Annotated in this window: 20 protein-coding genes; 11 read left to right on the forward strand and 9 right to left on the reverse strand. The window is 54.4% G+C overall.

All coding sequences use genetic code 11. The features are described from left to right. Nucleotides 1-68: 68 nt before the first annotated feature. Complete coding sequence (msrQ, locus tag AC0JZ1_RS08285) at nt 69-713, reverse strand: protein-methionine-sulfoxide reductase heme-binding subunit MsrQ (protein ID WP_471881911.1); 645 nt, start codon at nt 711-713, stop codon at nt 69-71. After that, nucleotides 713-1,657: a protein-methionine-sulfoxide reductase catalytic subunit MsrP gene (gene msrP / locus AC0JZ1_RS08290; RefSeq protein WP_471881912.1), complete on the reverse strand. Its 945-nt coding sequence runs from the start codon at nt 1,655-1,657 to the stop codon at nt 713-715. The genes msrQ and msrP overlap by 1 nt, the downstream gene beginning before the upstream one ends. Nucleotides 1,658-1,896: 239 nt before the next feature. Here msrP and ilvD point away from each other — a divergent pair, with 239 nt between their 5' ends. Both ilvD and AC0JZ1_RS08300 read left to right on the forward strand, forming a co-directional pair. After that, entirely contained in the window at nt 1,897-3,732 is a 1,836-nt protein-coding gene (gene ilvD / locus AC0JZ1_RS08295) for a dihydroxy-acid dehydratase (RefSeq protein WP_471881913.1), read from the forward strand. A 253-nt stretch (nt 3,733-3,985) separates the two neighbouring features. Beyond that, nucleotides 3,986-4,309 carry a hypothetical protein gene (locus AC0JZ1_RS08300; RefSeq protein ID WP_471881914.1) on the forward strand — a complete coding sequence of 108 codons (324 nt, stop codon included), beginning with the start codon at nt 3,986-3,988 and terminating at the stop codon, nt 4,307-4,309. 50 nt (nt 4,310-4,359) lie between these two features. Here the strand turns inward: AC0JZ1_RS08300 and AC0JZ1_RS08305 are convergent, their stop codons facing one another. Both AC0JZ1_RS08305 and AC0JZ1_RS08310 read right to left on the reverse strand, forming a co-directional pair. Next, on the reverse strand, nt 4,360-4,683 hold the full coding sequence (locus AC0JZ1_RS08305) for a lysozyme inhibitor LprI family protein (RefSeq protein ID WP_471883393.1): 324 nt from the start codon (nt 4,681-4,683) through the stop codon (nt 4,360-4,362). A gap of 118 nt (nt 4,684-4,801) precedes the next feature. Beyond that, on the reverse strand, nt 4,802-5,233 hold the full coding sequence (locus AC0JZ1_RS08310; RefSeq protein ID WP_471881915.1) for a YkvA family protein: 432 nt from the start codon (nt 5,231-5,233) through the stop codon (nt 4,802-4,804). A 59-nt stretch (nt 5,234-5,292) separates the two neighbouring features. On the opposite strand from AC0JZ1_RS08310, the gene AC0JZ1_RS08315 reads away from it, so the two are divergent. Continuing rightward, the gene (locus AC0JZ1_RS08315) at nt 5,293-6,693 is read left to right on the forward strand and encodes a DegQ family serine endoprotease (RefSeq protein WP_471881916.1); all 1,401 of its coding nucleotides are present in this window, start codon (nt 5,293-5,295) and stop codon (nt 6,691-6,693) included. Next, nucleotides 6,690-8,006 (forward strand): replication-associated recombination protein A, encoded by a 1,317-nt coding sequence (locus AC0JZ1_RS08320; RefSeq protein WP_471881917.1) that lies wholly within the window; start codon nt 6,690-6,692, stop codon nt 8,004-8,006. The genes AC0JZ1_RS08315 and AC0JZ1_RS08320 overlap by 4 nt, the downstream gene beginning before the upstream one ends. Before the next feature lie 26 nt (nt 8,007-8,032). On the opposite strand, the gene AC0JZ1_RS08325 is transcribed toward AC0JZ1_RS08320, so the two are convergent. The 4 genes from AC0JZ1_RS08325 to AC0JZ1_RS08340 form a co-directional block, all read right to left on the reverse strand. Next, nucleotides 8,033-8,593, reverse strand: a complete 561-nt coding sequence (locus AC0JZ1_RS08325; protein ID WP_471881918.1) for a hypothetical protein — start codon at nt 8,591-8,593, stop codon at nt 8,033-8,035. Nucleotides 8,594-8,691: 98 nt separating this feature from the next. Continuing rightward, on the reverse strand, nt 8,692-9,744 hold the full coding sequence (locus AC0JZ1_RS08330) for a YcjF family protein (RefSeq protein WP_471881919.1): 1,053 nt from the start codon (nt 9,742-9,744) through the stop codon (nt 8,692-8,694). Beyond that, entirely contained in the window at nt 9,741-11,216 is a 1,476-nt protein-coding gene (locus AC0JZ1_RS08335) for a YcjX family GTP-binding protein (protein ID WP_471881920.1), read from the reverse strand. Before AC0JZ1_RS08335 ends, AC0JZ1_RS08330 begins: the two co-directional genes overlap by 4 nt. Before the next feature lie 84 nt (nt 11,217-11,300). Continuing rightward, nucleotides 11,301-11,810 carry a SixA phosphatase family protein gene (locus tag AC0JZ1_RS08340; protein ID WP_471881921.1) on the reverse strand — a complete coding sequence of 170 codons (510 nt, stop codon included), beginning with the start codon at nt 11,808-11,810 and terminating at the stop codon, nt 11,301-11,303. Between the two features lie 270 nt (nt 11,811-12,080). Between AC0JZ1_RS08340 and dksA the strand changes: the two genes are divergently transcribed. Further along, nucleotides 12,081-12,500: an RNA polymerase-binding protein DksA gene (gene dksA, locus AC0JZ1_RS08345; RefSeq protein WP_471881922.1), complete on the forward strand. Its 420-nt coding sequence runs from the start codon at nt 12,081-12,083 to the stop codon at nt 12,498-12,500. Nucleotides 12,501-12,592: 92 nt separating this feature from the next. Here dksA and AC0JZ1_RS08350 read toward each other — a convergent pair whose 3' ends face one another. Continuing rightward, nucleotides 12,593-13,699: a flagellar biosynthetic protein FliO gene (locus AC0JZ1_RS08350; protein WP_471883394.1), complete on the reverse strand. Its 1,107-nt coding sequence runs from the start codon at nt 13,697-13,699 to the stop codon at nt 12,593-12,595. Between the two features lie 324 nt (nt 13,700-14,023). Between AC0JZ1_RS08350 and cckA the strand changes: the two genes are divergently transcribed. From cckA to AC0JZ1_RS08380, 6 genes are all read left to right on the forward strand, one after another. After that, entirely contained in the window at nt 14,024-16,642 is a 2,619-nt protein-coding gene (cckA, locus tag AC0JZ1_RS08355) for a cell cycle histidine kinase CckA (RefSeq protein ID WP_471881923.1), read from the forward strand. 183 nt (nt 16,643-16,825) lie between these two features. Continuing rightward, nucleotides 16,826-18,091 (forward strand): glycosyltransferase, encoded by a 1,266-nt coding sequence (locus AC0JZ1_RS08360; RefSeq protein WP_471881924.1) that lies wholly within the window; start codon nt 16,826-16,828, stop codon nt 18,089-18,091. Nucleotides 18,092-18,313: 222 nt separating this feature from the next. After that, a complete protein-coding gene (gene recA / locus AC0JZ1_RS08365) occupies nt 18,314-19,402 on the forward strand; it encodes a recombinase RecA (protein ID WP_471881925.1) in 1,089 nt (362 codons plus the stop codon). A 165-nt stretch (nt 19,403-19,567) separates the two neighbouring features. Then, nucleotides 19,568-22,228, forward strand: coding sequence for an alanine--tRNA ligase (gene alaS, locus AC0JZ1_RS08370; protein ID WP_471881926.1), 2,661 nt, complete (start codon nt 19,568-19,570; stop codon nt 22,226-22,228). Between the two features lie 60 nt (nt 22,229-22,288). Beyond that, nucleotides 22,289-23,161, forward strand: a complete 873-nt coding sequence (ttcA, locus tag AC0JZ1_RS08375) for a tRNA 2-thiocytidine(32) synthetase TtcA (protein ID WP_471881927.1) — start codon at nt 22,289-22,291, stop codon at nt 23,159-23,161. A gap of 8 nt (nt 23,162-23,169) precedes the next feature. Further along, nucleotides 23,170-23,985: an inositol monophosphatase family protein gene (locus tag AC0JZ1_RS08380; RefSeq protein ID WP_471881928.1), complete on the forward strand. Its 816-nt coding sequence runs from the start codon at nt 23,170-23,172 to the stop codon at nt 23,983-23,985. Nucleotides 23,986-23,999 lie beyond the last annotated feature (14 nt).

Here is a 23,999-nt window from a genome sequence, read left to right on the forward strand (position 1 = left end):
TTCGGATCGCAGCTAAAACCCCGGATTACTCCGGGGTTTTTCGTCCAAGGCTGGTCCTCATAATCTCTCTAAGTTTGCCGAGCGATCTTATGATTTGTTCGCTCACGCTTCCACGCCACAATAGGTTTGCGGACCGGGCGGTAAGCGAGCAAAATCACAGCTACTACGAGATAAAAGGTCGGCTCCAAGGTCATGCTCTTGCGGGCGAGAATGAAGTGCAGAACACCACCGACAAGAATGAGATAGCTTAGCTTGTGCAGGCTATTCCATCGCGATCCAAGTCGCCTGATCGACCAGCTGTTGGATGTGATGGCGAGCGGTATCAGTAGCATCAAGCAAATCATTCCGATGGTAATGTAAGGGCGACGAACGATATCGGCCCAGACCGCTCCAAGATTGAGCCTGAGGTCAAGCAGCGCATAGACGCTGAAATGCATGAGCACATAATAGAACCCAAGCAGACCCAAAGCGCGCCGGTAACGAAACCAGTTGATGCCAGCCAGATCGCGCAGCGGAGTTATAACCAGTGCGGCGATCAAAAACCGCAGTGCCCAGATGCCGAGCAGATGCTCAAATTCCTTGACCGGATTGAAGCCAAGGCCACCCGTAGCAGCAAGGTAAAGATACCAGGCCGCCGGGCACAGTCCGACAACATAAAGTGCCCATACACTCGGCCCGTGGAGGCGCCGAGGCAGGGCAGGGATGATCGGCATCAGTAATTCACCTTCAGGTCCATGCCCGCATAGAGGCTTGCCACTTCATCCGCATAGCCGTTGAAAGGCAACGTCGGCCGACGATCAGGGAAAAGCCCGCCGCCCTCGCCAATCCGCTGTTCCGTTGCCTGGCTCCAGCGAGGATGGTCCACGGCAGGGTTTACATTGGAGTAGAAGCCGTACTCGCGAGCATTGGAATTTTTCCAGGTGGTCTCTGGCTGCTTTTCCACGAGCTTGATCTTTACGATGGATTTGATGCCTTTAAAGCCGTATTTCCAAGGTACTACCAAGCGAATTGGCGCGCCGTTCTGGTTTGGCAGGGTTTCTCCATAAAGCCCGACCGCCAGGATTGTCAGAGGATGATTAGCTTCATCCAGCCGCAATCCTTCAACGTAAGGCCAAGGAAGAGGCTGGAAAAAGCCCTTCTGTCCGGGCATTTCGGAGGGACGCACGACGGTTTCGAAGGAAACGAATTTGGCGCTTCCTTGCGGTTCCACCTGATCCAACAACGCCTTCAGCGGAAATCCTATCCATGGAATAACCATGGACCAGCCCTCAACGCAGCGCATGCGGTAAGTGCGTTCTTCCAACGGCATCTTCATCAGTTCTTCAAGGCCGAACGTCTTTGGCTTGTTAACCAGCCCCTCAACAGAGACTGTCCACGGAGTGGGCTTGAAGTCGGCTGAATTCTGAGCGGGATCAGATTTGCCGACACCAAATTCATAGAAATTATTGTAAGTGGTCACCGCCTCTTTCGGGGTAAGCTTCTCGTCGAGTTTGTAGGGGCCGGGTTTTGCCTGCAAGGCCGCTGCCATGGCGGTCGACGCCGCACCACCAAAGGCTAGGCCCGCAGTTGCGCCAGTTATGAAGGTCCGGCGGGAAAGGTAGATGCTCTTCGGAGTGATCTCCCGGGTGGGGATCTTGGGAGGATGATACACGCTCATGGCTCAGCTCTTTCGCAGTGGAATGGCTTTACTTAGCACTACGTAGGCTGCTCGTTGAGAGTTTCATGTCTTTTGCAAATAAAGTGGTCGCGCACATTTTCGTGTGCAAACCCGTGATATGAGGCGTACCGCTTTGACCTGTCCTGATAGTGACAGGAAATGCCGTTTAGAGTAGTTAATCCTCACAATCGGGCCGCTCGCTGGATGGCGAGGCTGCCTTCCAATTGAGGATGAGAACCATGCCTGCATATCGGTCTAGAACCACGACACACGGCCGCAACATGGCGGGTGCGCGCGGTTTGTGGCGCGCTACCGGCGTGAAAGACAGCGATTTCGGCAAGCCAATCATTGCCGTCGTCAATTCCTTCACGCAGTTCGTGCCTGGTCACGTTCACCTGAAGGATCTGGGCCAGCTTGTTGCGCGTGAGATTGAAGCAGCGGGTGGGATTGCCAAGGAATTCAACACAATTGCCGTGGACGATGGAATCGCCATGGGTCACGATGGCATGCTTTATTCGTTGCCCTCGCGTGAAATCATCGCTGATTCCGTGGAGTACATGGTCAATGCCCACTGCGCAGATGCCATGGTGTGCATCTCCAACTGCGATAAGATCACGCCCGGCATGTTGAACGCGGCCATGCGCCTCAATATTCCTGCAGTCTTCGTATCTGGCGGACCGATGGAAGCGGGCAAAGTGGTGCTTCACGGCAAGACGGTGGCACTTGATCTGGTCGATGCCATGGTGGCGGCGGCAGATGACAAAATCTCTGACGAGGATGTAAAGATTATCGAACGGTCGGCTTGCCCGACCTGCGGTTCCTGCTCCGGCATGTTCACCGCCAATTCTATGAACTGTCTCACCGAAGCACTGGGCCTTTCCTTGCCGGGTAATGGCTCGACGCTCGCGACACATTCAGACCGCAAGCGCTTGTTCGTGGAAGCAGGTCATCTGATCGTGGATTTGGCGCGCCGCTATTACGAGCAGGAAGATGAAAGCGTTTTGCCCCGCAACATCGCCACCAAGCAAGCGTTTGAAAACGCAATGGCGCTCGATATCGCGATGGGTGGTTCTACGAATACGGTTTTGCATATTCTTGCAGCAGCGCATGAGGGCAATGTCGATTTCACCATGGACGACATTGACCGCCTGTCTCGCAAAGTGCCATGCCTCTCCAAGGTTGCTCCTGCCAAGCAGGATGTTCACATGGAAGATGTGCATCGTGCCGGTGGTATTATGCGTATCCTAGGCGAATTGGAGCGTGGCGGCCTACTGAACACCGACTGCAAGACGGTGCATGAGGCGACGCTGGGGGATGCCATTAATCGTTGGGATATCACCCGTACCAACTCTGAAACTGTCCGCACCTTCTTCAAAGCAGCCCCTGGCGGTGTGCCAACGCAAGTTGCCTTCTCGCAGTCCTCTCGCTGGGATGATCTGGATACAGATCGTGAGAATGGCGTTATCCGCTCGGTCGAAAAGCCGTTCTCGAAGGACGGCGGTTTGGCGGTTTTGTACGGCAACATCGCGCTTGATGGCTGTATCGTAAAAACGGCGGGCGTGGACGAATCGATCCTCAAGTTCTCCGGTCCTGCAAAAGTCTATGAAAGCCAGGATGCGGCGGTCAAAGCCATCCTCGGCAATGAAGTCGTGGCTGGCGATGTCGTCGTCATTCGTTACGAAGGTCCGAAAGGCGGCCCGGGCATGCAGGAAATGCTGTACCCAACCAGCTACCTGAAGTCCAAGGGGCTTGGCAAAGCCTGCGCCCTGGTGACGGATGGCCGCTTCTCCGGTGGCACCTCCGGTCTGTCTATTGGCCACGCTTCTCCTGAAGCGGCTAATGGCGGCGCAATCGGCCTTGTGCGCGATGGCGACCTGATTGAGATTGATATTCCAAACCGTGGCATCAATCTGAAGGTTAGCGAGCAGGAGCTTGCTGCGCGCCGGGAAGAACAGGACCGTTTGGGTTGGAAGCCTGCCAGCCCGCGCAAACGCAATGTTACGACTGCCCTCAAGGCTTACGCAGCCTTCGCTTCCAGCGCTGATAAAGGTGCGGTTCGCATTCTGCCCGAATAGGTTTTGGAATATATCTGATCAAAAGGCTGCTTCAGGTTTACTGAGCAGCCTTTTTTAATATATGATTTTGACTTATATTGCGATTTAAACTGATTTATCGTCACAATTTCAAACATTGTTTCTTACCGCAGTGTATTCAGAAGATGTTCATGCAGTATCGCTAGTATCGACATCATCGGAAGGGTGATGGGAACTTCTTCTTTTCGAATTATGGCCAACTTTTCCCATTGGGGATGACTTGATGAAGCGATATTTGACCGCGGCTGCTTTGTGCCTGGCCGCTATTTCCACATCTGCTCAAGCTAGCGATTATGCTTTCCGCCTGCACAACCGGGCAGATGGATATACCATCAACGGTTTTTACACCTATCAAAATGGACAGTGGAGCGAGAATTGGCTTGATGGCCGTATCCGCCCTGGGCAGTCCATTGATCTGGACTGGTTCAGCAATCAGGGGAATTGCGTGGTGCCGTTCCGCGTGAGCTGGGATAATTACGGTGCGGACGATTTCAAGCTCGATTGGTGCAAGGGCGTCAGCAACGTTTACATGAAAAACAAAGGCTTCAGCTGGGATTGATAAGCGATCCGACCCGGCAGGCATTTCGTCTGCCGGGTTCGCCAGCCTACTTAAAGAGGACGAATGAGGCTCTTGTAGGCAGCGTCCAGTTGCTTGAGCCGCTCCTCGTAAGACGATCTGATGCAGGCTGCATCAGCCTCACAAGCCTGACGTTTCTTCAGCCAAGCGGATTGCTCATCACGCAACGTGTCACGATTACCCATTGGGACGAGGCCGGTCAGGATGTCGAAAGTCGTGACCATTTTCACATCGAGGTCGTTCAGGGCACGATCCTCGCAAATTACTTTCTCATCTGCAGCTAGCTCTTTCTTGCCGCAATCAAAGCTTGCGGCTTGAGCCTGATGAGGTAGCAATGGCACCATGCTCACTGCCATAAATAAAGCCGAGACTACCGCGATGAGCGATTTCGAATCCATGTCCTACCTCCGGTGTGAGGGCGGCTAATGCCAATCCCAAGGCTGCCCATGAGACAGCAGGTCTCAGGGCAGGGGATTACGGGTAACGGTGGAAAAAGTTCCAAAGCCACAGCCCAAATAATGCGCCTCCTGCCAGCCAAATGCAGATCACGAAGATGAGTCCAAGACGACTGATCGGTTTCGACTGTTGTACAGCCGACTTGCGAAATTCGTCCATCAAGTTGGCTGGTACGAGGCGTACAGCCAGAACTATGCCAAGCGGTATGAGGATCACATCATCCAGATAGCCTAGAACGGGAATGAAATCTGGAATGAGATCGACGGGTGATAGCGCATAGGCTGCCACAAGCCCTGCTACCAGCTTGGCCAATATGGGCACGCGTGGATCACGCGCTGCTAGCCACAGAGCAACGATATCCCGCTTGATGCTTCGTGCCCAGCTTCTGGCTTTTCCTGTGAGCGAACTTATGTACATGGGTAGACTGAACGGATCTCCATTTTCAGCCATCTTTCCTTTTTAGCGTCCGGGGCTACAAGTACACCATCATGCAAAACGTGAGGAATCACATGCCGAGCCTGCCGAAAAGTATCTGTTGCGCCTTTATGGCATTAGCGTTGATGCTGCCTGTATCGGTTTCTGCTCAAGATAAGGTTGCGCCACGCAGCCAAGCGGAAATGCAAATGTCTTTCGCGCCGCTGGTGAAGCAGACAGCAGGCGCTGTCGTCAACGTTTATGCAGAGCGCGTTGTACAGCGGTTAAACCCGTTCGCTGGCGACCCTTTCTTCGAGCAGTTCTTTGGGCAGAGAATGCCGAACCGTTCCGAAAAGCAATCTTCTCTCGGGTCGGGCGTCATCGTTTCGCATAATGGTCTCGTGATGACGAATAATCACGTCATCCAGGGCGCGGATGACATCAAGATCGCGCTGCCAGACGGGCGTGAATTTCCCTGCGAAGTCATTCTGAAGGATGAAAGCATCGATCTTGCGGTGCTGCGCATCAAGGCCAAGGAAGATTTTCCGGTTCTCGCTATCGGCAATTCCGATGCCGTCGAGGTGGGCGATCTTGTTCTTGCCATCGGCAACCCTTTCGGCGTTGGCCAGACGGTCACGAGCGGCATAGTGTCGGGGCTTGCGAGAAACCAGGTTACCGAGGGTGATGTTGGCTTTTTCATCCAGACAGATGCATCAATCAACCCCGGTAATTCCGGCGGCGCATTGATGAATATGAACGGCGAATTGATTGGTATCAACACGGCCATCTTTTCGCGTGGTGGCGGATCGAACGGCATCGGTTTTGCCATTCCCGCAAATCTCGTGAAGGTTTTTTTGAAGGCCGCAGAAGACGGGAAGAAGTCTTTTGAGCGCCCCTATGTGGGCGCTACCTTCCAACCCGTAACTTCCGAGGTCGCTGAGGCTTTGGGCCTGAAGGCGGCGCGTGGTGCATTGGTGGTCAGCGTGGCTGAAGGCGGTCCGGCAGATAAGGCAGGCGTAAAGCCGGGTGAAGTCATTACGGCGGTCAATGACATTCCTGTCGAGCATCCCGATGCGCTTTGGTATCGCCTGACAACGGCGGGGCTTGGAAATTCCGCGACGTTGATGATCCAGCAAGCAGGGTCAGCAACCAAGGCAACGCTCAATCTGGCAACAGCTCCTGAAACGACTCCGCGTGACGAGCGGTTGATCGAAGGCCGCAACCCGTTTGCAGGCCTGCGTGTCGCAAATCTCTCTCCAAAGCTTGCGACAGAACTTCGCTTGCCGACTGATAAGTCCGGCGTTGTGGTGAGCGATGTGGTGCGCAACTCCCCGGCGGCGCGACTTGGATTCCAGGCGGGTGATATCGTGGTATCCGTCAATGGCGATCCAGTTCCTTCCACTAAGGCTATGGCTACTCTCGTGGAGGATAACCCTGGATTTTGGCGGGTTGAAATCGAACGCGGCGGCCAACGAATCCGCCAATTCTTCCGATGAGTAGTGATCTCTTTGCTCCGCGCGTGCCAGAGGCTGTTGCTAGCAAACGGCCGCTGGCAGACCGCCTGCGCCCGACCTCGCTTGCGGAAGTGACGGGGCAGGGGCACCTGACGGGTGAAGATGGTGCACTTCGTCGTATGATCGATTCGGGCTCTCTTGGATCCATGATCTTTTGGGGACCGCCCGGTACGGGCAAAACAACAGTTGCCCGCCTGCTCTCTGGCGAGGCGGGCCTCGCTTTCGAACAAATTTCCGCAATCTTTTCGGGTGTTGCGGATCTCAAGAAGGTTTTTGAGGCTGCTCGTTTGCGTCGAATGGACGGACGCCAGACGCTGCTGTTTGTCGATGAAATTCATCGATTTAATCGCGCCCAACAGGATAGTTTTCTTCCTGTTATGGAAGATGGTACGGTGATACTGGTTGGGGCAACGACGGAAAATCCGAGCTTCGAATTGAATGCCGCTCTTTTGTCGCGCGCAAGGGTGCTTACCTTCCAGGCGCATGACGAGGAGAGTCTGAGTGAGCTTATAAACCGTGCCGAGGCTGTTGAAGCGCGCCCCCTTCCTTTGGACGAGGATGCGCGTGCAGCCCTGTTACGCATGGCTGATGGCGATGGTCGTGCGGTCCTGACGCTGGCGGAAGAGGTATGGCGTGCGGCTCGCCCAGATGAAATATTCGATGTAGCCGGACTTACCCGTATCGTTCAAAGACGTGCTCCAGTTTATGACAAGAGCCAGGACGGACATTACAATCTCATTTCCGCGCTGCATAAATCCGTTCGCGGTTCAGACCCCGATGCCGCGCTCTACTACCTCTGCCGCATGTTGGATGCAGGTGAGGACCCTCTATATCTGGGTCGCAGACTTGTGCGGATGGCGGTGGAAGATATCGGCCTTGCCGATCCACAAGCACTGGTGATCTGTAACGCCGCAAAAGATGCCTATGATTATCTAGGTTCGCCTGAAGGAGAATTGGCGCTGGCTGAGGCCTGCGTTTATCTGGCCACGGCACCGAAATCCAATGGCGTTTATGTGGCTTACAAGGCTGCTATGCGTGCAGCAAAGCAGCACGGCTCGCTTTTACCGCCCAAGCATATTTTAAACGCACCGACGAAGCTGATGAAGGGGGAGGGTTATGGCGATGGTTATCGCTATGATCACGATCAGCCTGATGCCTTCTCCGGCCAGGATTATTTCCCCGAGAAGATGGGACGGCAGACATTTTATGATCCACCTGAGCGCGGCTTCGAACGGGACATCCGCAAACGGTTAGACTGGTGGAACAAGCTGCGTCGTGAAAGAGGCGGCGGTTAGCGAAAACCGCCGCCTCTCCTTTTAGATTAGTCTTTCGCCGCGATCGAGCCGACTGCCATCTGATCAGTATCGCGCGTCAGCGCCAAACCAATAACCGGCACCATTTCATCCTCCACCTTCACGGAGATGGTAATGTTCATGGCGTCCTTGCTCTGCATTCTGGCAATCATCGCACCGTTTAACTTGGCGCGGTTGATGCCAACGACGATCTTATCGCCGTTCACGGCGCCTGACACGATGTCGAGACCCTTACCGTCTGCACCGTCTAGAAACTTGCCCTTATAGGAGCTTCCAGTCTGGGTAATCACAGCGGACATCGGCTGCTTGAATACGCCCACGCGGCAGGTGCCATCCAGCTTGATGCCAGTATCACCCGCTGCATTTGGCTGGCCTGTCAGGTTGCAGGTGAATTTTGTACCTTTGTACTTTCCGGCCACGATTTCACCTGGTCCAGACCAGACGCCGCCAGCACTTTCGAAAAATGCCTTGTCGCGCGGCGCGGCGTCGGCTTGCGTCATGGCTGAGGCAAGCACAACAAACGTGGCGGCGAAAAGCCCGCCTTTCAGCGAAAAGAAGCGCGAAACCATTAAACTTTCCTTCGGCGAGCGGCGTCCTTGATCCGGCAGAACATACTGCTGGAATGGTTAATGAGCGGTTTCTTTTGCTCGCGTCAAGGGTTTTTCGGTCACTTGGTAGGTGGCTTTGACAGGGTCGTTAGGTCACCCAAGAAGTCTCCGATGCCCGGCCTTTTCAAGGCACGGAAGGGCAAAGGGCGGCAGAGATCCATCGCGGCAATGCCGATTCTCGCGGTCAAAAGTCCGTTGATGACACCTTCGCCAAGGCGCGTCGAAAGCTTGGCTGCCAGCCCATGGCCCAGTACCTGTTGAGCAATGCTATCTCCAACCGCGATGGAGCCAGTGACCGCAAGATGCGCGATGACATCCCGCAAAAGACGAAACAGCCCCAGCGTGCCGGGTCTTCCGCCATAGAGTTCTGCCATTGAACGGACGAGCCGTGTGACTTCGTAAAGCACATAGGCGAGGTCGACCACAGCTCTCGGGCTGACGGCTGTAACGACCGAAGTTCTTTTTGCGGAGGCGAGAATCATCGCACGAGCACGCTGATCGAGCGGCGTCAGCAATTCTCGTTCAGCAAGCTCAAGCAATTGAGGCGCATCGATGATATCGCCTTTAGTGTTGTCGAGAGCCGCTCGTCCCCGTTTTGTCTCTGGACGGTGCGACACGATCTTCTCCAGCCGGGAAATGATGTGGCGCGAGTCGTTGGGCGATGATTTCGAAGCGATTTGCTCCGCCTCGCTTTTGAGCGACTGAACCGCACCAAGGCGCATCAACCCTGCTGCTTCGCGCCCAATGATGACGATGAGTGCGAGAGCAGCCAATGCCAGCAGGCCAGCTGCGAGGTAGCCCAGCCAGTCTGATCGGGAAAATAGGTCGCGCACCACCTGATCCGCCCAAAGCCAGAAAGCCATGGAGAGGAAGGCGCCAAGCGCACCAAGGGCAAGATTGCGCCAGGAAAAGCCGCGTCTTCGCGGTTGTGCTTCAAGCGCTGCTTCGGCCTCGAGTTCAGCGGCGCCAAGGAAAGGATCGTCTCGATCATCTACGATGCTGACATTATCAGAGAAGGCTTGCGGGCGGCGGATGCGAGCTGCCTCTTCCGCTTCCAGGGCGAAGGCTGTCGGGCGCCGCTCCTGAGGTGAGTCGCGTTCGTTGGTGCTCATGCCAGACGGTCTCCCAACAGAAATTGCAGCGCGCGATCCAACCGAATGTGTGGAATAGACAGTGTCGCGCCAGCAGCGGTTTGATCGAGCTTCGGTGGTCGGAAACGAACGATGTTGAGATTTGGCAGCCGTCGGTCAGCAGGATTTTCTGTCGCCGGGAGGAACATCTGCGTTGTTTCTGCAGGCAGGTCACCGGGAAAGATCGCGGTGTCACGAAGCCCGTCGAATATTTCGCCAGCGATTTCCTCGCCCGCCATTGGGGTTCCCGTGATGACTGGAAGTGTTTCCACACCATGACGAACGGTGGCTTCTCGTGTGGCTCGAACAGATGCCATGGCCATCACATCGATACCCGCACCTGTCATACCGATGCGGCTGATGGCGCGGTCTACTATGCGGCGTGTGATCGCCTCCAGGCGGTCATGGCTTTCATGGTGCAGATGATCTGCTTTCGTCGCTGCCACCAGCACCTTGTCGATTCTTTTCCCAAGAAGGGAGGAGAGGATTGAGTTGGTGCCGGGGCGGAAGCACGCCAGAACATCTTGGAGGGCTCGCTCAAGATCCTGAATGGCCTCTGGGCCTCGGTTGAGGGCTTGAAGTGCATCGATCAATACGATTTGCCTGTCCAGCCGTGCAAAATGCTCCCGAAAGAACGGCCTCACAACGATAGATTTATAGGCTTCGAAACGCCGCTCCATCATTGCGCCCAAGCTACCCTTGGCCAACTTTATCTCGCCTAGATTAGGCAGCGGTGCAAAGGTCAGCGCCGGTGAGCCGTCAAGATCACCAGGCATCAAGAATCGACCAGGTGGAAGCGTGGAGAGTGAGCGCTCGTCCGACTTGCACGCTCGCAAATAGCGGGTGAATGCCTCCGCGAGCCGTCGTGCCGTTGACTCCTCGGCCGGGGCGGATGGCTCTATTGAACCCGCTATGGCAAGCCACTCCTGAGCCAACTCGTTCCTAACGCCCCGGCTCGCGAGTGCCGAGGTCGTTTCGCTAAAGCTGCGATAATCTTGAGCAAGCAGCGGCAAGTCCAGCAGCCACTCACCCGGATAGTCGACGATATCGATGGAAAGTTTACCGGCAGAGAAATAACGGCCCCAGCCGCTGGCACTTTGGTAATCGATGGTCAACCTAAGTTCCGAGATGGCGCGAGTGGAATCCGGCCAGATGCGCTCTCGAACAAGCGCCTGAATATGATCTTCGTATTGAAAGCGAGGAATAGCATCGTCAGGCTGCGGTTCAAGCCGAATGCCGGATACTCGTCCAGAACGGACAGCCTCTAAAAGTGGAAGGCGTCCACCGTGCAAAAGATTATGCACCAAAGATGAAATGAAAACTGTCTTGCCAGCTCTTGAAAGGCCTGTGACCCCCAGACGCAATGTGGGGTTTAGCAAGTTGCCAGCCCGATCGGTCAGGCTATCCAGCGCAATCAGCGCATCATCTTTGAAGCTCGTCAGTGATGGAGGCAAAGCTGGAACCCGTTCTTATCCTTCGATGTCTCACATATAGACATTGGAGGGAGCGGTAAAAGAAGGCAGTATCGAATTCTGGGCTCAAGGATGGAGGAAGTCCTTGAGCTTCCAGCTGGTAGAAGAAACCATGGAGCCGCCATCGTGATCCAGAACAGCAAGTCCGGCGGTTGGGTAGCCTGTTGGAATAGTCGCTGAAGCTCGGTCCGCCCCAAGGAAGGCTTCCAGCAAAGCTTCCATGGCGGGATTATGGCCCACCAACATCAACGAGCCAACTGTTTGGGCTGCGATTAAGGCGAGATAATTCTCGACCGGCGCGTTGTAAAGTTCGTCGACGAAAAGGGTTTCTGTCTCGATCCCAAATGCTCGCTGCAGCGCTTGCGCCGTTTGCTGGCATCGAATGGCCGTTGAACAGAGGATAAGATCGGGTGCGTAGTTTTGGTCCGCTGCCCGTTGCGCAATCATTTCTGCTTCTGCAAAGCCTTGATCATCCAAGGTTCTATCAAAATCATGTTCCCCCGGTTGCGGCCAGCCGGAACGTGCATGACGCATGAGATAAATACGCGTAGTAGAGGATGATTGAAATATCTGCATGAAAGCTTCGCAACAATGGGCTGACCAAGCCAGCTAGCAACACGTTTGTATCAGCGTCAATACCGCTAGGCTTTGAAATCATCCACAGGATTCACTTACAGGTTGAGCTAGTCCGGCAGTGAAGCTCGGCGTTTTCGCTGCAAAAATAGCCGTTTAGCTTAAATATATGCCAAATTTAAAAATTGCTTAAGAAGCATTCCTAGGCTTGAATAAACATATCGTCTTGGAGTATACGACCCGCCGTGAGAGCTGTTCTCCAGGAGAATTGCGTTGAGTGAGAAGATCGATCTTAGCAGCTACGTCCTCTCGGAAGATGATGAATTCATGAATGCCAATCAACGGGCATACTTCCGAGCCAAGCTCATAGCCTGGAAAAATGATATCCTGAGAGAAGCGCGCGAAACGCTGGGCCATCTAGCAGAAGAAAGCGCCAACCATCCCGATCTCGCCGACCGGGCCTCATCCGAAACCGATAGAGCTATCGAACTTCGTGCTCGTGACCGTCAGAGAAAGCTAATCTCTAAAATTGACGCCGCGTTGCAACGTATAGATGATGGCACCTACGGTTACTGTGAGGAAACTGGCGAGCCAATCGGGCTGAAGCGCCTAGATGCAAGGCCAATCGCTACGCTTTCGATCGAGGCGCAAGAGCGTCACGAACGTCGTGAGAAGGTTTACCGGGACGAGTAATCCAAAGTCCTGACACTGAACCTTAAACGGATCTCAAAACTTTCCAGGCACGCTTTCATCCGCGTGCCTTTTTTCTTGTCTTCAGGATGGGATTAAGGCTGTCGGTCATCTTTTGTGACAGACATCTCGCCAAAAATTCTCGCGATCTCATTTTGCAAAGATGGCTCTGTCGATGCACCCGTTACCCGCGCAGTTGAGGCTGACGGACGAGGAACAGGTGCAGCATTGACAGTGGGTGCGAAATCAGCCTTTTGCGCCGCAAGATTGCTCGCCATTTCTTGCTCGAGGATACGGTCAAATTCGCTAGCAATTTCATTCGTTTTCGATTGCTGTGAATTCGTATCCGAGACTGACGGCGCTGACGGTTCTACTCTTTTTTCGCTGAGTGCCGAGGCAGGCAAGGGCGTAGCCACGGCGGCAGAAGGAGTTTTGTCTTGGGCTGGCTGAAATACACGCCGACGCGCTGCATCTAAAGCGTCGGATGCTGAGCCGATGTCAGGCGCAACTGAAACTGTCTTTGCAGATGCGACTGCTGGCGCAACTGATGGAGCAGGGTGCGTGATTTCAGGTTCTTTAGCCGGCGATGGCTGTGCGGCTGGCTGCACGGGTGCTGTTCTCACCTCAGCGGAAGCCCTGCTTGCGGGTGGCTCCGGCTTGACTACGTTTGTGCTGTCCGGAGCAATCGTCGCTTTCGGTTGCGGGTTTGTGAGCGTTGGTTGAGATGCGCTTGCGACACGAGTTTCAGGGGTCTCGTCACGGCGAACTTGTATAGCAGGTGCTGATTCTGGTGTGGCTACCGGTGCGGAAAGTTGAGCCTGTCTTTCCGGCTTTTGTAAACGCGGTTCAAGCACAGGGGCAGACAAGGACTGCGCTTGTGCTTTCTCCGGCAGGATCGCAACCCCTTCGCGCGATAGGCCGATGCCGCTCTCAATGACCACATCGGTGGGACCGCCAATCATGACCAGATGTTCGACATCATCACGACGTATAAGAACGATGCGACGGCGAGCATCGACTGCTGCCGCATCGAGAACCTGAAGTCTTGGTTGCCGATTTTTTCCGCCTTTCAGAAAGGGGGAAGGGCCGTTTCGTCGACGGATCAGATATAATGCTACCACGAGAAGCAACAGGCCGACGCCTACGCCGATCACGGCGATGATCAGACGGCTCCCATAGGTAGTCATGAAGTCTTCGACCATCTTGTTCTGCTCCCACCGGCCATGATCAATGGCCCTACCAACACCATTTACAGTTTGTCTGCGACATTGATCGATACATTCCGCCGACTTGCTTTGCATCATGAATTATTGATGCTGGAGAAACCAGACCTGCATCGCAAAGGGTAATCCTGTTGCCGCCATGCGAGATATGGACGGAAACTGCACGGAGACAATGGTCAGATCATTGTTCTTAACGGGTTTCTTTGACACACAGCTTTTTGGGCGGCGCGCAACTTGCTATGGAGTATTTGTAGACCGATTCCATGGCCCAATACGATGTTTTGGCCGAATCTGTGAGGTATGATGACGAAACCGCAGCCGTCTGGCAGCTATGATGCGCCTTTGGTAGATCGGGGCCAGCGGAGCGGCACCGTACTTCGGTTGCTGGTGCTTGCCCTTATCCTGATCGGCGTTTCGATTGCCTTCGTCGTCTTCAAGCAGGCCATGGACAATGAAATGGTGCTCGGCGTGCTTGGCATCCTTGCCATGGTTGGCATCTTCTTCATTGTGTCCTCCATCATCGGTCTTGTGGAGGTCATGCCGCAATCACGCTCAGACGAGTTCGCATCAAGCTATCTGGGAAGTCATCCAGACGGCATCCTTATTACCGATGAACGAGGACGCATTCTTTACGCGAACGCGTCATATGGACGTCTTACAGGTGCGACCAAGGCCAGCAATGCGCAATCGCTTGAAGCGCTACTTTCAAAGAATCGCGAGGCCACGGAGGCGCTTTACCGCTTGACCGCTGCGCTGCGTGAGGGGCGCGAGGCGCATGAGGAGTTTCGCCTCATGAAGCCACTGGGGCGAAATTCCGGCAATGGTTCTGGCGCACATTGGTACCGTTTGAAAGCGCGAAGCCTTCAGGCGCATGGCCAAAAGGCACCGTTGGATGTGTGGCAGATTGCTGACATCACTTCGGAGCGCGAGGATCAGGAACGGTTCTTCCGCGAGCTTCAAAACGCGATCGATTACCTCGATCATGCGCCGGCTGGGTTCTTTTCTGCTGGCCGCAAGGGAGAAATATTCTACCTCAACGCGACGCTTGCGGAGTGGCTTGCGCTGGATCTGACAAAGTTTGTCCCAGGCTCCATGAGCATTTCGGATATTGTGGCGGGTGAGGGCATGGCTCTTATCCAATCCGTTCAGCCTTCTGCAGGTCAGACGCGCACGGAAACGCTCGATCTCGATTTGCGACGTGCCAACGGACAGAGCTTACCTGTTCGACTGGTGCACAGCGTCTCTTCCATGCGTGACGGCGCTCCGGGCGAAAGCAGGACAATCGTGCTCGATCGACCGGTAGGCGAGGGTGCTGACCAATCCGCTTCAGCCATGCGGTTTACCCGCTTCTTCAATAACACGCCTATGGCCATCGCCTCGATTGGCGGTGATGGAAAAATTCTTCGCATCAATGCGCCCTTCCTCAGGTTGTTCGCGGGTGTGGTTTCCCGTGATGATGTCGAAACCGGCGTGAAGCTTGATGTCATCGTAAATGAGACTGCGCGAACGGATCTTGAACGTGCCCTGGCAGCGGCAAAGGATCGGCAGGGGGATATCGCACCGATTGACTGCCGCCATCCTGGCGATGAGGCGCGTCACGTGCGTTTCTACGTCAATGCTGTCATCGACGAGAGTGATGAAGCGCCTGAAGAGGTTGCTATCGTTTACGCCGTGGAGACGACGGAGCAGAAGGCTCTGGAAACGCAGATGGCGCAGACGCAGAAGATGAACGCTGTGGGCACCTTGGCGGGCGGCATCGCGCATGACTTCAACAACGTTTTGACCGCAATTCTTCTGTCTTCCGACCACCTGCTGCTGCAAGCACGTCCTTCGGACGCAAGTTTTGCGGATTTGATGGAAATCAAGCGCAACGCAAACCGCGCTGCTGTTCTCGTTCGTCAATTGCTGGCCTTCTCCCGCAAGCAGACCATGCGCCCAGCTGTTCTCAACCTTACCGATGTGGTTGGCGATCTTCGTATGCTGGTTGATCGTCTGATTTCCGGCACGAATGTGAAGCTGGAAGTGGAATATGGCCGCGACTTATGGCCGGTCCGCACCGATCTCTCACAATTTGAACAGGTTCTCATTAATCTGTGCGTGAATGCGCGTGATGCGATGCCGAATGGCGGATCGATCAAGATCAGAACGCGCAATGTGACCGCAGATGAAGTGGCCGTATTCGCTCATGCACGATTGCCCTCGGATGACTTCGTGCTTGTGGAGGTGGCTGATGCGGGAACCGGTATCCCGCCTGAAATTATGGACAAGATTTTCGAGCCGTTCTTCACAACGAAGGAGGTCGGCAAAGGAACAGGCCTTGGTCTTTCCATGGTCTACGGCATCGTCAAGCAATCTGGTGGCTACATCTATCCTGAATCTGAGGTTGGAAAGGGAACGACTTTCCGCGTTTTCCTGCCCCGCTATATTCAGGAAGTTCAACCTGTCGCGGCTCCGGCTCAAGAGGGATCCGATCATGCCACTGCCGCGCCAGCAACAGCTCCTGCCGTTGTTACACCGGCTCCAGCATCTTCCGAGAACCTGGATCTGACAGGCAACTCAGCTGTCGTTCTATTGGTTGAGGATGAGGAAGCCGTAAGGCGCGGCGGCAAGAGAATGCTGGAGACGAGAGGCTATACCGTTCACGAAGCGGGCTCTGGCACGGAAGCCCTCGAAATCATGGAAGAGCTGGAAGGCAAAGTCGACATTGTCGTATCAGACGTGGTGATGCCCGAAATGGATGGCCCCACACTCCTTAGCGAATTGCGCAAAACCTACCCCGATCTGAAGTTCATTTTTGTATCGGGTTATGCGGAAGATGCTTTCGCGCGAAATCTCCCCGCAGATGCCAAGTTTGGCTTCCTTCCAAAACCGTTCTCCTTGAAGCAATTGGCGGTTGCGGTGCGAGAAATGCTGGACGCCTGATTTTCTCGGCGCTATCATTAACTGACAAGGGTTCAGAAAATTTCAAATGCAGAGCCGGCTCCGGGTCTGTGCTAACGCGTTATAATTGTAGGCTCACGCGTTAAGTTGATGCTAAAAATGCACGCTGTGAATAATTTAGAGAATATTTTTCAAACCACAATTTTCATATGAAGCGATTTTTTGATGAAAATCTTGATCTTGACCGTCGGAACCGAGGGAGACGTTCGTCCTCTTGTGGCTCTTGGTGTTGGGCTTAGGGCAGGAGGGCATGAGGTGCGGCTTGCAACGCACCCAATGTTTCGTCCTCTTTTGGAGCGACACGGTTTGGAATTCGCTGACCTGGATGGAGATTTTCGACAATGGATCAGTGCCAATAAGCAAGCTCTTGGTCGCGCTCTCAAGCTGACAGAGATGTTAAGCGCCTTCCGTAAGCAGTTACGCGAGATTGCCGCAAACTGGCCTGAACAGGGTTTGGCTGCAGCCGAGGGGGTGGACCTCATCATTGGCAATGGCATGGTCAGCCAGCTGGGTCATGCTCTGGGTGAGCGACTTCAAATACCCTTCGTGGAAACGCAGCTTGTGGCAAGCTTTCCCTCTTTCAATCCGCCACCCATACCACTGCCGAGGTTGATGTATAATCTGCCGGGGCCAGTGAATTATGGGCTTGGTTGGCTTGCGCGCCTAAGCATGATTGGAGTCATTCAGCCAGCTTATGATGAACACGTGCGGCCTCGTTTAGGTCTGCATCCAATGGGGCTTAAAAGCCCTTATAGAACGCTGAATGCAAACCATCTAAGACTGGTAGCCGTCAGTCCCTCACTGGTTCAACCGCACGCCGGGTGGCCAGACAACATACACATTGTCGGCGATTGGAGCCTTCGTGAACGTGAATCATGGCAGCCGCCCGAAGAACTGCAAGACTTCCTCAGCGAGCCTGGCAAGCCTGTCTATGTTGGCTTTGGCAGCATGTATCACGCAGGGGCTTCAGAATTAACCGTTCTGTTTCACAGAGTTTTGCAAGCCCTGGATCAGCGTGCAATTCTTCTAACGGGTTGGGGCGGTCTCGATAGTAAGGCTGGATATGGCACAGCTCGTACAGCAGCCATTGACCACGCTCCGCATGATTGGCTGTTTGAAAGAGTGTCGATGGCCGTGCATCATGGTGGTGCTGGCACAACGCATGCTGTCGCACGCGCAGGTCTTCCATCTGTCGTCATGCCCGTCTTCGGTGATCAACCGTTCTGGGCCTCCCGGTTGCAGCGCCGAGGTGCTGCGCCTGCTGCTATTCCACGCTCCAAGGCCACTTTCAAAAATTTACTGAAGGCATTCGAAATCGCTCTCGATCCGAAGATGCAGGAGAACGCGCAGGATCTAGGAAAAGAGATACGTGGCCAGGATGGGGTGGGGACGGCAATAGGCATAATGGAGAAACAAGGTCTGCTTCACTAACGACATTTGGTCCGAATCGTTTGAAGGGGAACACCTCGTTTCTGCCACGTGGGCGCATTGTGGCGATCCAGTAACTGCTTGGAAACATTAAGTGAACATGTCTTCAAAAACAAGTTGAATCAATCTGTTAATGGTACTTGAAAATTAGAACAAAATGAGTACATTTAACATTAGTAGCTGCTTCGTTGCGAGCGGGGCTGCAATAACCTAAAGGTGTTCGAAATGGCTCAGAATTCATTGCGGCTCGTAGAGGAAAAATCAGTGGATAAAAGCAAGGCTCTGGAAGCGGCGCTTTCGCAAATCGAACGGAACTTCGGCAAGGGCTCGATCATGAAGCTCGGTGCCAATGAAAGCGTGGTAGAGATCGAAACGGTCTCGACGGGTTCACTCAGCCTGGACATAGCGCTTGGCATCGGTGGTTTGCCAAAGGGTCGTATCGTCGAAATTTATGGACCGGAAAGCTCTGGTAAGACGACGCTGGCACTTCAAACCATTGCTGAAGCGCAGAAAAAAGGTGGCGTGTGCGCTTTCGTTGATGCGGAACACGCTCTTGATCCGGTTTATGCCCGTAAACTTGGTGTAGATCTGCAAAACCTCCTCATTTCCCAGCCTGATACGGGCGAGCAGGCGCTTGAGATTACGGATACGCTAGTTCGTTCTGGCGCTGTCGATGTTCTGGTTGTCGACTCTGTTGCTGCCTTGACGCCGCGTGCGGAAATCGAAGGCGAAATGGGCGACAGTCTTCCGGGTTTGCAGGCGCGCCTGATGAGCCAGGCCCTGCGCAAGCTGACCGGATCGATTTCCCGCTCGAACTGCATGGTCATCTTCATCAACCAGATTCGTATGAAGATTGGTGTCATGTTCGGTTCACCGGAAACCACGACGGGCGGCAACGCGCTCAAGTTCTATGCCTCCGTTCGCCTCGATATTCGCCGCATTGGTTCGGTGAAAGAGCGCGAAGAAGTGGTCGGCAACCAGACCCGCGTAAAAGTCGTCAAGAACAAGATGGCACCTCCGTTCAAGCAGGTTGAATTTGACATCATGTATGGCGAAGGCGTTTCCAAGACTGGTGAGCTCGTCGATCTGGGTGTCAAGGCTGGTATCGTCGAGAAGTCTGGTGCATGGTTCTCCTATAATAGCCAGCGTCTTGGCCAAGGTCGGGAAAACGCAAAGAACTATTTGCGCGATAATCCGGAATTGGCACGCGAAATTGAGATGTCCCTTCGGCAAAATGCCGGACTGATCGCAGATCGGTTCCTCCAGAATGGTGGTCCGGACAGTGGCGATGACGCCGGTGATTCGGACGCCTGACCCTGATTTCTAGAGGCCTCTCGCGGGCTATGTGATTTAATGGCGGCTACATGAGGTAACTTGTGTAGCCGTTTCCTTGTGATGCTGGACAGGTGTCGGGGAGAAAGATAAAAGCCAGAGGCTTTGAACGATGGGGACCGCGCGGGCGGTGAAGAAGGGTTTTGCATGAGTGGCGTGAATGAAATCCGGTCGACCTTTCTCGACTATTTCCGGAAAAACGGTCATGAGATTGTCTCCTCAAGTCCGCTTGTTCCGCGCAATGACCCGACCTTGATGTTTACAAATGCGGGCATGGTTCAGTTCAAGAACGTGTTCACAGGATTGGAATCCCGCCCTTATACGACTGCGTCGACTTCGCAGAAAGTGGTTCGTGCTGGTGGTAAGCACAACGACCTCGATAACGTTGGCTACACAGCACGCCATCTGACTTTCTTCGAAATGCTCGGAAATTTTTCTTTTGGAGATTATTTCAAGGAACACGCGATTGAACTGGCCTGGAACCTGGTCACCAAAGGTTTCGATCTGCCAAAGGATCGCTTGCTTGTGACGGTTTATGCCGAAGACGAAGATGCTGCGACCCTCTGGAAAAAGATCGCTGGAATTTCTGATAGCAAAATCATCCGCATTCCAACCTCTGATAACTTTTGGCAAATGGGTGATACTGGCCCTTGCGGTCCCTGTTCTGAAATCTTCATAGACCAGGGTGAACACGTCTGGGGCGGGCCTCCCGGTTCGCCGGAAGAGGATGGCGATCGCTTCCTTGAATTCTGGAACCTCGTTTTCATGCAGTTCGAGCAGACCGCGCCCGGCGAGCGTACGCCGTTGCCGCGCCCTTCGATTGATACGGGTATGGGCCTGGAGCGTATGGCCTGCATTCTTCAGGGCGTCTCAAGCGTTTTCGATACTGATCTCTTCAAGGCACTTATTGCTGCGACTGAGGATGTTGTTGGCGCGAAGGCTGAGGGCGATCAGGCAGCCAGCTTCCGCGTGATTGCTGACCACCTTCGTTCATCCGCCTTCCTCATTGCCGACGGAGTTCTTCCCTCCAATGAAGGGCGCGGTTATGTTCTGCGTCGCATTATGCGTCGCGCGATGCGCCACATGCAGTTGCTCGGGGCGCGTGAGCCTTTGATGTACAAGCTGCTGCCATCGCTGGTCAGCGAGATGGGCCGCGCCTATCCGGAACTGACCCGCGCGGAAGCGCTGGTTTCGGAAACGCTGAAGCTTGAAGAGACCAAATTCCGCGCCACGCTGGCACGTGGTCTTTCATTGCTTTCCGACGCAACAGATACGCTGGAAAAGGGAGATTCCCTGGATGGTGAAACCGCGTTCAAGCTTTATGATACCTATGGTTTCCCGCTTGATTTGACGCAGGATGCCTTGCGCGCTCGTGGCATCGGGGTTGATCTGACTGGCTTCAACGACGCTATGCAACGTCAGAAAGCCGAGGCCCGTGCGAACTGGGCGGGTTCCGGTGAAAAAGCGACGGAAAGCGTCTGGTTTGAACTGAAGGAAAAGTTCGGAGCCACGGAGTTTCTCGGTTACGATACCGAGTCCGCTGAAGGCGTAGTTCAGGCAATTGTTCGCGATGGTGGCGTTGCCGATAGCGCGAACGCTGGCGAGACGGTGTTGATCGTGGTCAATCAGACTCCGTTCTACGGTGAATCTGGCGGCCAGATGGGTGATACCGGTGTTATCTCATCCGACACTGCGAAGCTTCAGGTGACGGATACGACAAAGAAAGGCGAAGGTCTTTTTGTTCATGCCGCGACGGTGGTTGAGGGTGTGGTGAAGTCTGGTGATCCTGTGGTGTTGACGGTTGATCATGCTCGTCGCTCCAAGCTTCGTGCCAATCACTCGGCAACTCATCTCTTGCATGAAGCTTTGCGGGAGGTTCTTGGTACTCACGTTGCTCAAAAGGGTTCGCTGGTTGCGCCCGAGCGTCTTCGTTTTGACGTGTCACATCCTAAGCCGATGAGTGCTGAGGAGTTGCAGAAGGTTGAAGAGATGGCGAACGCCATCATCCTGCAAAATGCGCCTGTCACAACGCGTCTGATGAGCGTCGATGACGCAATTGCCGAAGGGGCGATGGCCCTGTTTGGTGAAAAGTACGGTGATGAAGTTCGCGTCGTTTCCATGGGTACAGGCCTTGAGGGTAGCAAAGCTGGCAAGCCTTATTCCATTGAGCTTTGCGGCGGCACGCATGTGTCTGCAACGGGCGACATCGGACTGGTGCGGGTGATTGGTGAGAGCGCTGTCGGTTCCGGCGTCCGTCGTGTGGAAGCGGTGACAGGCGAGGGAGCTCGCGCTTATCTGGCTGAGCAGGATGAACGTGTAAAAGCACTGGCTGGTATGTTGAAGGTTCAGCCTTCGGAGGTTCTGCCGCGCGTCGAGGCTCTGGTCGAAGAGCGCCGTAAGCTTGAAAAAGAATTGGCGGAAGCTCGCCGCAAGCTCGCTATGGGGGGAACTCAATCGGGTAGCGGTGCGGACGTCAGAGAGATTGCGGGCACCAAGTATCTTGGCAAAGCGGTGACGGGCGTAGAGGCCAAGGATCTGAAGGGCCTTGTGGATGAGGCCAAAGGCTCGCTGGGGTCCGGCGTCGTGCTGCTGATTGCTGTGAGCGATGATGGCAAGGCCAGCGCGGTTACGGGTGTTACTGCCGATTTGACAGACAAGTTCAGCGCGGTTGAACTCGTTCGTGTTGCAGCAGCCGCGCTTGGCGGCAAGGGCGGCGGTGGACGCCCGGATATGGCTCAAGCCGGTGGTCCAGATGGTGCCAAAGCTGGCGAAGCCATTGAAGCTGTGGCGGCTGCGCTTGCAGGCTAAATGCCTTAAACGGGCCGCAACGAATAGGGAGTTTGCGGCCTTCAATGTGCGGAGAATGATGTGACGCTGGTAGCGGCAAACGAAACGACCGATTTCGTAGAGGACGGTCCTGATGCATTTTCAAACAGCTTGTTTGAGAATGCACCGCGGACGACAGCGTTCAACAAGCTCCGTAAGCGCCTGTTGCGGCAGGTCAGGCAGGCGATAGAAGATTTCGGGATGCTGAAAGACCAAAAGCGCTGGCTTATTGGTCTTTCAGGCGGAAAGGACTCTTATTCTCTTCTTGCACTATTGATGGATCTTCAATGGCGGGGCCTTCTGCCGGTTGAACTGATTGCCTGCAATCTCGATCAGGGTCAGCCCAATTTCCCGAAACATGTTCTGCCCAACTACCTGAAAAATCTCGATGTGCAGCATCGCATTGAATATCGCGATACATACTCGGTCGTAAAGGAGAAGGTGCCGGAGGGTGCAACCTATTGCTCACTCTGTTCTCGCCTACGGCGCGGCAATCTCTATCGCGTTGCGCGAGAAGAAGGATGCGATGCGCTGGTGCTTGGCCACCACCGTGACGATATTCTGGAAACCTTTTTCATGAACTTGTTTCATGGTGGTCGGCTTGCGGCGATGCCTGCAAAGTTGCTGAATGATGAGGGTGATCTGTTCGTTCTGCGCCCGCTCGCCTATTGCGCGGAAGAGGACCTAGCGAAATTTGCCACGGCTATGCAGTTCCCGATCATACCCTGCGACCTTTGTGGATCTCAGGATGGTCTGCAGCGCAACGCTATGAAGCAGATGCTCACCACTATGGAAATGCAAATGCCTGGCCGCAAGGACCGGATGCTGCGCGCACTTTCACACGTTAATCCCTCCCATCTGTTAGATCCGCAACTCTTCGATTTCGCGGCTCTTGTTCCGACTTCCAAAGACTGAGGTTACTGATGCCCGTTGATATCATGGTCCTTGCGGATGTGCTGAGGCAGGCCGCAAAACAAGAAATCGTGCCGCGTTTTCGCCGCCTGTCCAAGCAGGATGTACGTGTCAAATCTGAAGCTTCCGATCTTGTAACTGAAGCGGATGAGCAGGCTGAGCGTTACATCAAAGGCGAAGTGGAAAAATTCGCGCCGAATGCGCTGTTCATTGGTGAGGAAAGCGTTGCTGCCGATAAAGCGTTGCTTAGCAAGCTTGCTGATGCAGAATTGGCCATCATTGTTGATCCGGTTGATGGCACTTTCAATTTCGCGGCTGGAGTTCCTGCCTTCGGCGTTATGGCCTCGGTTGTCTACAAAGGCGAGGCGATCGCCGGGATCATTTACGATCCTATGGGCGATGATTGGGTTATGGCGGAAAAAGGTGGTGGCGCATTCCTGCGGCGGCCAGATGGTGATGCGGTACGTCTTGAGACGGCTGCGCCAAAGTCTCTGGGAGACATCTACGGCATGGCCTCAGCAGCATATTTCTTTGATGAGCAGAGGCTCCAAGTTCTCACCAATCTATCAAAATTGCGGTTTTTTGCCAGCTACCGTTGTTCGGCACAAGAATACAGGATTCTTGCCGGGGGGCATGTGGATTTCGTTCTCTACAATAAGCTCATGCCTTGGGATCATGTCGGTGGCTCCCTCATCATTCAGGAAGCCGGTGGCCATGTCGCCAAGTTTGATGGATCGCCCTATCGACCGTATGAATTTGAGGGCGGCCTGCTGGCTGCCTCCAACAAGGAGACTTGGGATTTGCTGAGGCGCGAAATTATAGGTTGATCGCACCCGATAAC

This window comes from Affinirhizobium capsici (genome assembly GCF_977018625.1).

Coding starts and splice junctions, on each gene's coding strand:
- AC0JZ1_RS08340 (WP_471881921.1), bottom strand. CDS start 11,810: ATGCAGATATTTCAATCATCCTCTACTACGCGTATTTATCTCATGCGT.
- alaS (WP_471881926.1), top strand. CDS start 19,568: ATGAGTGGCGTGAATGAAATCCGGTCGACCTTTCTCGACTATTTCCGG.
- AC0JZ1_RS08330 (WP_471881919.1), bottom strand. CDS start 9,744: ATGAGCACCAACGAACGCGACTCACCTCAGGAGCGGCGCCCGACAGCC.
- AC0JZ1_RS08305 (WP_471883393.1), bottom strand. CDS start 4,683: ATGGCAGTGAGCATGGTGCCATTGCTACCTCATCAGGCTCAAGCCGCA.
- recA (WP_471881925.1), top strand. CDS start 18,314: ATGGCTCAGAATTCATTGCGGCTCGTAGAGGAAAAATCAGTGGATAAA.
- AC0JZ1_RS08360 (WP_471881924.1), top strand. CDS start 16,826: ATGAAAATCTTGATCTTGACCGTCGGAACCGAGGGAGACGTTCGTCCT.
- msrP (WP_471881912.1), bottom strand. CDS start 1,657: ATGAGCGTGTATCATCCTCCCAAGATCCCCACCCGGGAGATCACTCCG.
- AC0JZ1_RS08350 (WP_471883394.1), bottom strand. CDS start 13,699: ATGGTCGAAGACTTCATGACTACCTATGGGAGCCGTCTGATCATCGCC.
- cckA (WP_471881923.1), top strand. CDS start 14,024: ATGACGAAACCGCAGCCGTCTGGCAGCTATGATGCGCCTTTGGTAGAT.
- AC0JZ1_RS08325 (WP_471881918.1), bottom strand. CDS start 8,593: ATGGTTTCGCGCTTCTTTTCGCTGAAAGGCGGGCTTTTCGCCGCCACG.
- AC0JZ1_RS08320 (WP_471881917.1), top strand. CDS start 6,690: ATGAGTAGTGATCTCTTTGCTCCGCGCGTGCCAGAGGCTGTTGCTAGC.
- AC0JZ1_RS08380 (WP_471881928.1), top strand. CDS start 23,170: ATGCCCGTTGATATCATGGTCCTTGCGGATGTGCTGAGGCAGGCCGCA.
- AC0JZ1_RS08315 (WP_471881916.1), top strand. CDS start 5,293: ATGCCGAGCCTGCCGAAAAGTATCTGTTGCGCCTTTATGGCATTAGCG.
- AC0JZ1_RS08310 (WP_471881915.1), bottom strand. CDS start 5,233: ATGGCTGAAAATGGAGATCCGTTCAGTCTACCCATGTACATAAGTTCG.
- msrQ (WP_471881911.1), bottom strand. CDS start 713: ATGCCGATCATCCCTGCCCTGCCTCGGCGCCTCCACGGGCCGAGTGTA.
- ilvD (WP_471881913.1), top strand. CDS start 1,897: ATGCCTGCATATCGGTCTAGAACCACGACACACGGCCGCAACATGGCG.